Here is a 12,645-nt window from a genome sequence, read left to right as displayed (position 1 = left end):
CACGCGGTGACGCGCAGGGGAGTACCGCTTGTGGCGAGACTGGCGAGACTGGCGAGACTGGCGAGACTGGGGCGGGCCGCCCCGCTCTTGCTGCTCTCCGCCTGTTCCCTGGCTCCGGGGCCGTCCCTTCCGGAGCCGGTGGCGGAGATGCCGGACGATTTCTCGGCCAGGCTGCAGCCGGGGACGTACGAGCCGCTGGAGTGGTGGACGACGTTCCGGGACCCGGTACTCAACACCGTCGTCGATTCCGTGCTCGCCTCCAATTTCGACCTTGCCGCCGGCGTCGCGCGCGTTCAACAGGCTCGCGCCAGGGCGCGCATGGCGCGGGCCGACCTCTTCCCCAGCGTGGGGGCGAGCGCCGCCGTCAACGACATCGACACGCCGACGGACGCCGGCATCGGCGCCCAGATCCAGGCCCTCGGGCTGGGCAGTCCGGGAGATACGATCGCGGGTTTCGCGCTTCCCGAGAGAATCGAGCTGACGACGTATTCGGTCAGCGCGGATTTCGCCTACGAGCTGGATTTCTGGGGACGCGCCCGCAACGACGCCCGGGCCGCGGGCTCGGAATACCTGGCCTCGGAGTCGGATTTCCATGCGGCGCGCATCGGCATCCTGGCCGAGACCATCACCACGTATTTCGACATCGTCAGCCTGCGGCGGCAGACCGAGTTGGCGACCGAGACGGTGGACGTGCTGCTCGAACGCGAGTCGCTGGCTTCGACGCGCTACGACCGGGGCCTCATCGACTCCTGGACGCTGTCCCTGGTTCGCCAGGACCTCAGGAACACGCAGGCGGGGCTGCCACAACTTGAGACGCAGCTCACGAACGCCGAAGCTCGACTGGCCGTTCTGATGGGCGGCTATCGGGAGGATGTGGAGGCGCTCCTGCCCGAAGCTCTCACGCCGGAGCTCGCGGCGGATCCCGTCCCCGCCGGGGTTCCGGCGGATCTCCTCTTCCAGCGGCCCGACGTGAGGGCTGCCGGGCAGCGCCTCGATGCGGCGCGCTACAGTATCGGCGCACGCCGCGCCCAATTGCTTCCGTCGCTCTCGCTGTCCGGTTCCATCGGGCTGGCCAGCGCCGACGCCGGCGAACTCTTCAACGCGCAACAGTGGTTCACGAATCTGATCACGAACTTGATTGCGCCCATCTTCCAGGGCGGCCGGCTCCGGAACAATCTCGCGCTTGCCGAAGGCCGCTTTGGTGAGGCCGCGGCGACATACGGGCGGGCGGTGGTCACGGCGGTGAACGAAGTGGAAACGGCGCTCGCCGGCTTGGAGAACGAGACCCGGCGGCACGCCTTCCTCGCCTCCCAGCGCGAGGAAGCGCGGGCTACCAGGGACCTGCAGTCGCAGCGATACGAGTCGGGGGTCGTGGGTTACACCGACTACCTCGACGCGCTGCGCACGCTCCTGAACGTGGAGGCGGCGCTGGCGGGTGCGACGCGGGATCTGGCCCTGGCGAGGCTGGCGGTCCATCGGGCGCTGGGCGGCGCCTGGGCTTCGGCCGAGGCGGTCCCCGAGCCGCGCATGGTTCCGGCCACCGGGAACAGCGAGAACCTCCTCGACCCGAACTACCTGGGGACCTTCTCGATCATCGGGCGCGATCCCGCGACCGGCGAACTGGGGATGGGCGTGCAGTCGAAGGCGTTCGGGGCAGGGAATCGCGCCATGCACGCGAAGGGCGGACTCGTGATCATCGCGCACCAGGCCGCCGCGAACCCCATGTACGGGGCGATCGGCATCCAACTCCTCCAGGCCGGCTACTCACCCGAGGAAGCGCTCGAGATGATGGTGGGGAGCGACGAGGGCCGGGATCGCCGCCAGGTTTCGATCCTCGACCAGCAGGGACGGACTGCGGCCTGGACCGGCACCGGCGCGAGCGACTGGAAGGGTCACAAGTGTGGCGTGGACTACTGCGCGCAGGGGAACATCCTCACCGGGCCCGAAGTCGTCGACGCGATGGCGGCCTCGTTCGAATCGTCCACCGGCCCGCTGGCGGAGCGGCTCATGGACGCGCTCGACGCTGCCCAGGCGGCCGGCGGCGACGCGCGCGGGATGCAGTCCGGCGCCATCCTGGTCGTGGCGCCGCGGGTCAACGGCGGCTACAGCGATCGCGTCGTCGACATCCGCGTGGACGACCACGACGAACCGCTCGCCGAACTGCGCCGCGTCCTCAACATGTACCGCTCGGGCCAGATGCTGCGCGAAGCCGCCCGGCTGCGGCGGGACGGCGACCTGCGCGGGGCCGCGGGGATTGCGCGGCGAGCCTCCGCCTTGTCACCCGAGAACGACAACGTGTGGGTGTCGATGGCCGCGATCCTCGTCGAAGCCGGCCGCGAGGACCTCGCTTTCGACGCTCTGGAGAGGGCGGTCGAGCTGAATCCCGGACGCCGGCGCACGCTCCCGAACGATGACGACTTCGAGAGCATACGCGACGACCCCCGCTTCCTGAGCATCATCGGCCGCTAGGGCTGAACCCGGCGTAGCCGCGGAGGAGGTCTCCGCCGCGGCCCGCTAGCTAGTGGTGGTCGGACTCCTCGTAGTGGCGCGCGAGCGCGTCGCCCCCGAAGTCGTTCTCCAGGTCTCGCCACACCGAGTGGACGTGGTTGGCGTCGTTCTGTGTGTTGTCGTACTCGATCAGGAAGACGGGGGCGTGGACGCGGTAGTAGTGTCCCTCGCCGGGTTCCAGCGACCCCGCCCAGGCGAAGTGGATGTCGCTCGCCGGAATCTCGTTCTCGACCCGCACCATCCAGTCGAAGTCCGTCGTCGTGTTCCCCACGTATTCGTGCACGATCTCGAACAGGATCGCGCGCTGCTCGGCGGTCATGGCGTCGGCAGGGAGGCCCTCGAACGCGTCGAGCCGCGCCTCGCGGTCGTTGCCGGTGAGGATGTCGCTGGGCGCCTCGGCCGCGATGGTCGCACGCTCCCGCTGGTCGGGCGTGAAGCTCCGCATCAGCGCGCGGGCGAGGTCTTCCTCCCGCCCCAGTGGCCGCCAGCCGGCCTTCGGACCCGATGGCACGCGCGCCGGATTCGCGCCCATGAACGCGGGCCCCGTCACCGTGAGCAAGCCCGAAGGCGACGAGAAGTTGAGGGAGAGGTGGTGCCCTTCGAACCGCCATGCCCACGGACCCTCCGCCGACGGATCGCCGAAGATTGCGACGTAGTAGTTCTCGGGGTCGCGGCGCTCGGGCCGCCCCTCGAGGAGTCCGAGGATTCGCTCCAGTTCGATGATCGCGCTCGCCTTCAGAAAGCCCTGGCTGCTCATTGCGGCCTGAAGGAGATCGTGCGCGGCGCCTCGCTGCTCGGTCGTCATGTCGGCTAGCGGCAGTCCGTTCCGCGACCTCGGGACAAAGTGCCAGTTGAAGCGCTCCTCGTCCTCGAGAGAGAAGAGCGCCTTCCCCCGTCCCGCCTCGTCGAGCAGGGAGACGAAGGCCTGCGCGGCGGAGGCCGAGTCCATCTTCTCGGTCGGTTCTCCTCCGACCGCCAGCGCCAACGCCGCGACGGGGACGAGCAGGCAGGCCGCCCACGTGACCCGTCCCGCCGTCCGATTCCTGATCTTCATCTTTCCTCCTCTGCTCACCACGGCCGCGCGCCCTCGCGGATTGATGTCGGCGGCTTCAAGTTGGTCCACCCCGAACCGGGGTGCAGCACCATCCCATATTCCGGAAAACGAGACGAAATCGCCAGATGATCGCGGGTTCCAACGGCGCGGAGAGCGACAGTCACGCCATGCACGTGGAGTTCGAGGGCGTGAGCAAGAGTTACGACGGCCGCACGCTCGTCGTGGACGATCTGAACCTCGGCATCGGCAAGGGCGAGTTCGTGACCCTGCTCGGTCCGTCGGGTTCGGGGAAGACTACGATCCTGATGATGCTGGCGGGCTTCCAGACGGCGACGTCCGGCGCGATCCGCATCGCCGGTCGCTCCGTCCAGGACCTCCCGGCCCGGAAGCGGGGGATCGGGATGGTGTTCCAGAACTATGCGCTCTTTCCGCACATGACCGTGGGCGCGAACCTCGCCTTCCCGCTGGAAGTACGCGGCATCGCCGAGGACCAGCGCCGTGAGCGCGTCACTCGTGCCTTGGATCTCGTCCGCCTGAGCGGGCTTGAGGATCGGCGGCCCGGGCAGCTCTCCGGCGGCCAGCAGCAGCGCGTGGCCATCGCCCGGGCCCTCGTGTTCGAACCCGATCTCGTGCTGATGGACGAACCGCTCGGCGCGCTCGACCGCAGCCTCCGTGAGGAGATGCAATACGAGATCCGCTCCATCCACCAGCGGCTGGGGGTGACCGTCGTGTACGTGACCCACGACCAGCAGGAGGCGATGGTGATGTCCGACCGGATCGCCGTCCTGAACGCGGGCCGTATCGAGCAGATCGCCGGTCCGGAGGGCCTTTACGAAGAGCCCGAGCGCGCTTTCGTCGCCCGCTTCATCGGCGAAAACAACCGACTCCACGGCCGGGTGGCTCGCCTGGAGGACGACCTGTGCGAAGTGGAGGTCGGAAGCGAGCGCATCCGGGCCTTCCGCATCGCCCCGTGCGAGCCCGGTGACCACGTCACGCTCTCGATCCGCCCGGAGCGCATCGCGATCGCACCCCGTGAGGGACTCTACCACAACGTGGTCGATGCCACGGTCGAGGACATGACCTTTCTCGGCGACCACCTGCGCGTCCGTCTCGCCGCGTGCGGTCGTCGCGACGTCGTCGCGAAGATCCCCAACATCGTCGGCCACGGCGCCATGATGGTGGGCGACGCCGTTCGAATCGGCTGGACTGTCAACGACTGCCGCGCGCTGGACTTCGAGGGGGAAGGGGAAGACACGTGAAGAAGAGGCGTCCGATCCACTGTACGCGCGCCCTGGTCCTCGTCGTCGGGGCTGCCGTTCCCGCGTTCATCCAGGCCTGCGGACCCCAGGCTCCCGAAGGACCGTCGATCACGGCCGTGTCGTGGGGAGGATCCTACGGCCGCGCGTATCGCGGGGCGGTTCAGATCCCGTTCATGGAGGAGACGGGGATCCGCGTCGACATGGAGGATTACAACGGCGGGCTGGCCCAGGTACGGGCGCAGGTCGATGTCGGCGCCGTGTATTGGGATGTCGTGGACCTCGAGATGGCCGACGCGATGCGCGGCTGCGACGAGGGTCTACTGGAGCGGATCGACATCGACATGCTGCCACCGGCCCTCGACGGGACGCTTGCCCGTGAGGACTTCTACCCGGAGATGCACGGTGAGTGCGGGGCAGGGATGCTCTTCTACTCCACGGTGTATGCCTACAACGCCGACCTCTTCCCGGGCGAGCAACCCGCTACGATGGCGGATTTCTTCGACCTCGAGGAGTTCCCGGGCCGTCGCGGAATGCGCCGCGTGCCGCAGGTGAACCTCGAATTCGCTCTAATCGCGGACGGGGTCCCGCTCGAGGACGTGTACGCCACGCTCGGCACGCCGGAGGGGCTCGACCGCGCCTTCGACAAGCTCGATACGATCAAGGACCAGGTCGTCTGGTGGGAGGCGGGCGCCCAACCGCCCCAGATGCTGGCGGACGGCGAGGTCGTGATGAGCACGGCCTACAACGGCCGCATCTTCAACGCCCAGGTCCTCGAGGAGCAGCCGTTCGTCATCGTGTGGGACGGCCAGGTTCTCGACTACGGCCAGCTGGGCATCGTGGCGGGCACGCCGCGCCTTGAAGACGCGCGGCGTTTCGTGGCCTTCGCCACGACCGGAGAATCGCTGGCTGCGATCGCGCGCCGGATTTCCTATGGTCCGGCCCGCCGGTCGGGAGAACCGCTCGTCACCACCCACCTGGCCACCGGCGTCGAGATGGCGCCCCATATGCCGACGAGCCCCGACAACATCGCGCGCGCCCTGCGGAACGACTGGGAATTCTGGGTGGACAACCAGGATGCGCTGAACGAGCGCTTCAGCGCTTGGCTGACCCGTGCGAACTGACCCGCTCGCGCGTGCCGTGGCGCGCACGTCCGCCTGCACGGCCGTTCTCCTCGCATGTTTCGCCGGCCCCGCGACCGCGCAATCGATTACCGCCGTCTCCTACGGTGGCTCGTATCAGAAAGCGAGCACGGAGGCGTGGTACGAACCGTTCACCGCCGCCACGGGGATCCGGGTGGCCGTCGAGGATTTCAATGGCGGTCTGGCCCAGATCCGGGCCCAGGTGGAAGTGGGCAACGTCTACTGGGATGTCGTGGACCTCAACGCTTCGGAAGTGACGGTCGCCTGCGACGAGGGGCTGCTGGAGTACATCGATGAGGAGTTGCTGCCCGCCGGAACGGACGGTACGCCGGCAGCGGAGGATTTTGCGCCCGGGACCCTCTCCGACTGCGGGGTCGGGGGTGTCGTCTGGTCCACGATCTACGCGTATGACACAAGCCGTTTCCCCGGCGCCAGACCGGAGACGATCGCCGACTTCTTCGATCTCGAGAAGTTCCCCGGGCGCCGCGGGATGCGCCGTGTCCCCATGGTCAATCTCGAATTCGCCCTCCTGGCGGATGGCGTTCCGGCGGAGGCCGTGTACGCCCTACTGGACACGGCGGAGGGCCTGGATCGGGCCTTTCGCAAGCTCGACACGATCAAGGACCAGGTCGTGTGGTGGGAGGCGGGCGCCCAGCCGCCCCAGATGCTCGCGGACGGCGAGGTCGTCATGAGCACGGCCTACAACGGCCGCATCTTCAACGCCCAAATGCTCGAGAACCAGCCGTTCGCGATCGTCTGGGACGGACAGGTCCTGGACATCAATCAGCTGGCCGTCGTCGCGGGCACGCCGAGATTCGAGGAGGCGATGCGCCTCGTGAGTTTCGCCAGCACCACCGAGGCTCTCGCGGCCCTCGGCCGCAGGATCTCGTACGGCCCCTCGCGGGCCTCGGCCGCGCCGCTGATCACCACCCATCTCGAGACGGGCGTGGAGATGGGACCGCACCTGCCCACGCATCCCCCCAATCTGGCGCGCGCGCTCCGGAGGGACTGGGCCTGGTGGGTGGACAACCAGGACGCGCTGAACGAGCGCTTCAGCGCCTGGCTGGCGCGCTGATGGGTCCGGCTCCTCGCGAACGCCTGCGGGCGATGGGGCTCGTGCTGCCGCTCCTCGTCTTTCTCGGCGTCACCTTCCTGGCCCCGCTGGGGACCATGCTGATGCGGAGCGTCCACGACCCGGTGGTGGCGGATGCGCTGCCCGCGACCCTCACCGCGCTGCGTGAGTGGGACGGGGAAGGGCTGCCTCCCGAGCCGGTGTACGAAGCGGCGGCCCGGGAACTTGGATCGGCGCGGGAGGCGAGGACGCTGGGGCAGGTCGCCGGCCGCGTCAACCGGCTGCAGAGCGGGCTGCGCAGCGTGTTCACGCGCACCGCCCGGGGTCTCCAGGATGCGACGGGGGCGCCGTGGCGCGATGCCCTCGCAGGCATCGATTCCGCCTGGGTCGAGCCGGCGACCTGGCACGCGATCCGCGGGGCGGGCGAGCGTTTCACGGCCCGGCACTACCTGAATGCCGTCGATATGCAGCGGTTGCCGGACGGTTCCGTGGCTCGCCAGCCCGAGGAGCGCCGCATCTACCTGCCGCTCTTCTGGCGTACGCTTCTGGTGAGTCTGGCGATCACCGTCTTCTGCCTGATCCTCGGCTATCCGATCGCCCACCTCATCGCCCATGCGAAGCCACGGCGAGCGGGCCTTCTGCTCGCCCTCGTGCTCGTCCCCTTCTGGACCTCGCTCCTGGTGCGAACCACGTCCTGGATCGTCCTTCTCCAGACCCAGGGGGTGATCAACGACGTGCTCGTGGCGATCGGGCTCGTCGGCGACGATGGCCGACTCGCGATGGTCTACAACATGACCGGCACGCTGGTGGCCATGACGCACGTCCTGCTGCCCTTCATGGTCCTGCCGCTGTACTCCGTCATGCGCTCGATTCCGCCGCTGCACATGCGGGCCGCGGCCTCCATGGGAGCGACGCCCGCGCAGGCGTTCAGACGGGTGTACTGGCCGCAGACGCTGCCCGGCGTGGGGGCCGGCTCGCTCCTCGTCTTCATCCTCGCGATCGGCTACTACATCACTCCCGCGCTCGTCGGCGGCAGCAGCGGCCAGCTGATCTCGAACATGGTCGCCTACCACATGCAGACGTCGCTCAACTGGGGGCTGGCGGCCGCGCTCGGCGCGCTCCTCCTCGCGGGCGTGCTCGTCCTCTACCTGCTTTACGACCGGCTGGTGGGTGTCGAACGCATGAGCCTGGGTTGAGGAGGCCGGAGAAACCGTGACCGGAGCCCGCCTCGGCCGCTTCGCCTACCTCGCCTTCTGCGTCCTCGTCTTCATCTTCCTCGTGGCGCCGATCATCGTGATCGTGCCGCTGAGCTTCAACGCGGAGCCCTACTTCACCTTCACCGAGGGGATGCTGCGCCTCGACCCCGAGGCGTGGTCGCTGCGCTGGTACCGGGAGATCGTCGAGAACGAGGCCTGGACCCGGAGCCTCGTGAACAGCCTCGTGATCGGCGTCTCCGCCACGGTGCTCGCGACGGCTCTGGGCACGCTGGCGGCGCTCGGGCTCTCGAGCCCCGCCATGCCGGCCCGCCGCTTCATCACGGGACTCCTGATCTCGCCCATGGTCACGCCGGTGATCATCTCCGCGGCCGGGATGTTCTTCTTCTACACCAACGTCGGTCTGGCCCAGACGCACCTCGGACTCATCCTGGCCCACGCAACTCTCGGCATGCCCTTCGTCGTGATCACGGTCGTGGCCACGCTGGCGGGCTTCGACCGCAACCTCACGCGGGCCGCGGCCAGTCTCGGCGCCGGTCCCGTGCGCACCTTCCGGACGGTGCAACTGCCGCTCATCGCCCCCGGCGTGATCTCCGGGGCCCTGTTCGCCTTCGCCACGTCGTTCGACGAAGTCGTCGTCGTCCTCTTCATGGGCGGGCTGGAGCAGAGGACGATCCCGCGCCAGATGTGGGCCGGGATCCGGGAACAGATCAGCCCCGCGATCCTCGCGGTCGCCACCTTCCTGGTCGTCTTCGCCCTCGGCCTCCTCCTGACCGTGGAATGGCTCCGCCGCCGCGCATCAGCCTGAGTCGGCGATGCGCCGCGCCGAGGCGCCGTCAGTTACCCTCGAGCGACAGGTTCACGAGTTCGCGGAAGCGCTCGAGCCGGGTCCCGCGGCTGTCGCCGCGCGGCGTCTGCGTGAACACGAGACCGATGATCTCGCGATCGGGGTCGAGCCACGCGTTCGTACCGTCCGAGCCCCCGTGGCCGAACGTCCCGTCGGCGATCCGCCAGCCGTAGCCGTAGTAGCTCGCCTCGTCACCCTCTCCGGCGATGTGAATCTTCGGCGAGGTCATGACGTCGATGGTCTCCGGCGTCAGGATCTCGGCCCCGTCATAGCTGCCGCCGTTAAGGAACATCTGCGAGAACACCGCATAGTCCCACGCCGACGAAATCATACCGCCCGAAGCCCGCGCGAACGGAAAGGCCACCGGCCCTCCCGGAGTGCCGCCGGGGGCCCAGTCCCCATCGGGTCCGCGCTGGTAGTAGACCGCGCCCATGCGGTCCACCTTCCCGTCGACCTCGTGCGCGGCGTGATGGTTGTAGCTGTCCGCCATCCCGAGCGGTCCGTAGACCGTCTCCATGAGCCGGTCCTCCAGCAGTTGGCCCGAGGCGATCTCGACCAGCGCACCCAGCGTGTTGTAGCCGGGATTGTTGTAGGAGTACGTCTCGCCCGGCGTCACCTCCGCCCCGATCGGACCGAAGCGGGCCGACTCGCTCTGCAGGGTCGGGTTCTCCCCCAGCGGCTGCAGGAAGAGCGTGGGGATGCGGAGACCGCTGCTGTGGGAGAGCAGGTGCCCGACCGTGATGAACCCGGCGCGGTAGTTGTCCCACTCGGGGATGTACTCGCGCACCAGGTCGTCGTAGGAGAGCTTGCCCTCCTCGACGAGTTGCCCGATCGCAGTGGCCACGACCGGTTTCGTATTGGAGGCCATGCGGAACATCGAATTCCGCTCCATCGGCAGCCCCCGCTCCTTGTCGCGCATGCCGACCGCCTCGTGGAGGACGATCTTCCCCTTGCGGGCGACGAGCAGAACGGCGCCCACGATGTCTCCCCGCTCGACGGCCTCGTGGTACAGTCCGAGGGCGCCCTCGAGGACGGCGCGGGACATGCCGACCTCCTCCGGTTCGCCGTAGGAGAGGGTGCGCGCTTCCTGCGCCGCCAGCCCGGGGGTGAACCGCGTAGCGCCCGCGAGGATCGTCGAGGGCAGGATGATCGCCAGGAAGAGCCACCGAGCGGCCGGGATGCCGAGAACTCGCCGCGAAACCTTCATCTGTCCTCCGGAAGCAGGAGAAAACGGGCCCACAGCGGGACCCACACGCTGAACGCTAACGCGGCGCACGAGCGTGAACCAGATCGAGGGGGGAGCTTGCACGCCGGGTCCCGCGCGGACATCTAGTGGGCCGGCCCGCTGTGTGGCGGGACCGCGCGCGATTCCCGAAAGCGAAGGAGCTGCGGACCATCATCGTCTACCTGAATGGAGACTATCTCCCCGTCGGCGAGGCGCGGGTCTCGGTGAACGACCGGGGCTTCCTGTTCGCGGACGCGGTCTACGAAGCGATCCCGGCGTACGCCGGCCGCTGCTTTCTTCTCGATCGCCACCTGGCCCGGCTCGCCTGGGGCCTGCGGACACTCCGGATCGAGGCCGACGTGGCCCCTCTCGCCGACGTGGGCGACGAACTCATGGCGCGCAACGACCTCATCGAGGCAGAGTTCTCCGTCTTCTACATGCAGGTGACGCGCGGCGCCGCGCCCCGCACCCACGCGTTCCCGGCGCGGCCGGTCCCGCCCACCGTCTACGCCTTCGCGAAGGCACTCGTGCGCACGACGCCCGAACGCTGGGAGCGCGGCTTCGGCGCCATCACCCTGCCCGACCAGCGCTGGGCCCGCGCCGACATCAAGACGACCGGCCTCCTGCCCAACGTCCTCGCGCAGCAGGCCGCGGCGGAGGCGGAGGTCGAGGATGCGATCTTCATCCGCGAGGGCATGGTGCAGGAGGGGACGCACAACAACGTGTTCGCCGTCATCGGCGGGGAAGCGACGACGGCCCCGGCCACGAACCACATCCTGCACGGCGTCACCCGCGCCTTCACGCTCGAGTTGTGTGCCGGACTGGGGATTCCCGCGCGGGAGCGCGCCTTCACGGTGGACGAACTGCGGGGCGCCGAGGAGATCTTCTTCACGGGCACGACGACGGAGATACGCCCGACCGTGGAACTGGACGGCCGGCCCGTGGGGGGCGGTCGCCCGGGCGAGATCACCCGGGCGCTGTCGGAAGCCTACCGGAGGTCCGTGATACCTACCGCGTAGCGACGGGCTCCATGCGCAGGATCGCGGTCGCTTCGCCCCGCCGGCCGTCGATCGCCAGGTAGATCAGCCCGTCGGGACCCTGCCGGACATCGCGGATGCGCCCGAACCCCTGCACGAGCGTTTCCTCGCGCACGACCTCCTGCCCGTCGAGTGTGAGACGCGCCAACTGCTCCCCGGCCATCCCGCCCACGAACAGGCTCCCCTTCCAGTGCGGGAAGCGGTCGCCCGTGTAGAAGAGGAGGCCGGAGACCGCGATCGACGGCACCCAGAAGTGGACCGGCTGCTCCATCCCCTCCTTGTGCGTCCCCTCATGGATCGCGGTGCCCGAACCGTAGTTGACCCCGTAGCCCACGACGGGCCAGCCGTAGTTGAGCCCCGGCTGAACGAGGTTCAGCTCATCACCGCCCTGCGGGCCGTGCTCCGTGGCCCACAGTTCGCCCGTTTCCGGGTTCATGACCATCCCCTGCTGGTTGCGGTGGCCGAAGCTCCAGATCTCGGGGCGGATGTTCGGGTCGTCCACGAACGGGTTGTCCTCGGGGATCCCGCCGTCCTCGTACACGCGGCTGACCGTGCCGTGATGGTTCGAGGGATTCTGCGCGGGATGGGCGTAGAGGTCGCCGCGCGTCGAGGCCTGGCGATCCCCGACCGTGATGAAAATGTGTCCCTGCCCGTCGAAGACGAGGCGGGATCCGTAGTGGCCCCGCCCCTCGGAGACGGCCAGGAAGATCTCCTCGATGCCGGTGAGAGCGCCGTCCTCGTACCGCCCGCGGATGACCGCAGTCGTCCCGCGCTCCGTGTCGTCGGGCTTCGAGTAGCTCAGGTAGAGGAGGCGGTTGTCCTCGAAGTTCGGGTGCGGCACGACGTCGAGGAGTCCGCCCTGCCCGGCCGAGATCACCTCCGGCACGCCCTTCACGGGGTCCGGCAGGAGCAGCCCGTCGCGCACGACGCGAAGCGTGCCCGCCTTCTCGGTGACCAGCATCTCGCCATCCGGCAGAAACGCGATCGACCACGGGCGAACCAGTCCCTCCACAACCGGGACGAGCCTGTAGTCGTGGTACGCCGACTGCATTACCTCCTGACCCAGGGCCGGAGTCGCGGTCGACAGAAGAAGCCCGGCGGCGAAGATCGCCAGAGGGGTGCGCTTGCTCATCTCAACTCCCGGAGAAAATCACGTCGTTCACATTTGTTGCCGCAACCCGAAAAAACTGTCGCGCGCAGCCCCCGAACAGCAAGGCTCGCCAGACCAGGCGGTGGGCAAGCGTCGGCAGCATCTCCCGGCCCACGCACTGTGAACACCCATGCGCGGAG

Annotated in this window: 10 protein-coding genes; 7 read left to right on the top strand and 3 right to left on the bottom strand. The window is 68.6% G+C overall.

All coding sequences use genetic code 11. The features are described 5' to 3' along the window. Window positions 1-6 precede the first annotated feature (6 nt). On the top strand, window positions 7-2,469 hold the full coding sequence (locus ACOOGH_RS10850; protein ID WP_420448930.1) for an efflux transporter outer membrane subunit: 2,463 nt from the start codon (window positions 7-9) through the stop codon (window positions 2,467-2,469). A 49-nt stretch (window positions 2,470-2,518) separates the two neighbouring features. On the opposite strand, the gene ACOOGH_RS10845 is transcribed toward ACOOGH_RS10850, so the two are convergent. Continuing rightward, window positions 2,519-3,562, bottom strand: coding sequence for a DUF3500 domain-containing protein (locus ACOOGH_RS10845; protein WP_420448929.1), 1,044 nt, complete (start codon window positions 3,560-3,562; stop codon window positions 2,519-2,521). Between the two features lie 125 nt (window positions 3,563-3,687). On the opposite strand from ACOOGH_RS10845, the gene ACOOGH_RS10840 reads away from it, so the two are divergent. From ACOOGH_RS10840 to ACOOGH_RS10820, 5 genes are read left to right on the top strand one after another with little or no spacing between them, the layout of a single operon-like run. Continuing rightward, a complete protein-coding gene (locus ACOOGH_RS10840) occupies window positions 3,688-4,821 on the top strand; it encodes an ABC transporter ATP-binding protein (protein ID WP_420448928.1) in 1,134 nt (377 codons plus the stop codon). Further along, window positions 4,818-5,942, top strand: coding sequence for an ABC transporter substrate-binding protein (locus ACOOGH_RS10835; protein ID WP_420448927.1), 1,125 nt, complete (start codon window positions 4,818-4,820; stop codon window positions 5,940-5,942). Before ACOOGH_RS10840 ends, ACOOGH_RS10835 begins: the two co-directional genes overlap by 4 nt. Further along, the gene (locus ACOOGH_RS10830; protein ID WP_420448926.1) at window positions 5,932-7,035 is read left to right on the top strand and encodes an ABC transporter substrate-binding protein; all 1,104 of its coding nucleotides are present in this window, start codon (window positions 5,932-5,934) and stop codon (window positions 7,033-7,035) included. Before ACOOGH_RS10835 ends, ACOOGH_RS10830 begins: the two co-directional genes overlap by 11 nt. Continuing rightward, on the top strand, window positions 7,035-8,228 hold the full coding sequence (locus ACOOGH_RS10825; RefSeq protein WP_420448925.1) for an ABC transporter permease: 1,194 nt from the start codon (window positions 7,035-7,037) through the stop codon (window positions 8,226-8,228). Before ACOOGH_RS10830 ends, ACOOGH_RS10825 begins: the two co-directional genes overlap by 1 nt. Before the next feature lie 16 nt (window positions 8,229-8,244). Beyond that, window positions 8,245-9,054, top strand: a complete 810-nt coding sequence (locus ACOOGH_RS10820; RefSeq protein ID WP_420448924.1) for an ABC transporter permease — start codon at window positions 8,245-8,247, stop codon at window positions 9,052-9,054. Between the two features lie 28 nt (window positions 9,055-9,082). On the opposite strand, the gene ACOOGH_RS10815 is transcribed toward ACOOGH_RS10820, so the two are convergent. Further along, on the bottom strand, window positions 9,083-10,300 hold the full coding sequence (locus tag ACOOGH_RS10815; protein WP_420448923.1) for a serine hydrolase domain-containing protein: 1,218 nt from the start codon (window positions 10,298-10,300) through the stop codon (window positions 9,083-9,085). Window positions 10,301-10,425: 125 nt separating this feature from the next. Between ACOOGH_RS10815 and ACOOGH_RS10810 the strand changes: the two genes are divergently transcribed. Then, a complete protein-coding gene (locus ACOOGH_RS10810; RefSeq protein WP_420448922.1) occupies window positions 10,426-11,337 on the top strand; it encodes an aminotransferase class IV in 912 nt (303 codons plus the stop codon). Here the strand turns inward: ACOOGH_RS10810 and ACOOGH_RS10805 are convergent. Further along, entirely contained in the window at window positions 11,327-12,487 is a 1,161-nt protein-coding gene (locus tag ACOOGH_RS10805) for a PQQ-dependent sugar dehydrogenase (protein WP_420448921.1), read from the bottom strand. The two genes, ACOOGH_RS10810 and ACOOGH_RS10805, sit on opposite strands and share 11 nt — an antisense overlap. Window positions 12,488-12,645 lie beyond the last annotated feature (158 nt).

Source organism: Candidatus Palauibacter sp. (assembly GCF_965213655.1).
In the GTDB taxonomy this organism is placed as follows: Bacteria; Gemmatimonadota; Gemmatimonadetes; order Palauibacterales; family Palauibacteraceae; genus Palauibacter.
The sequence above is the reverse complement of the archived record's forward strand: the minus strand, read 5'-3'. Positions and strand labels throughout refer to the sequence as shown.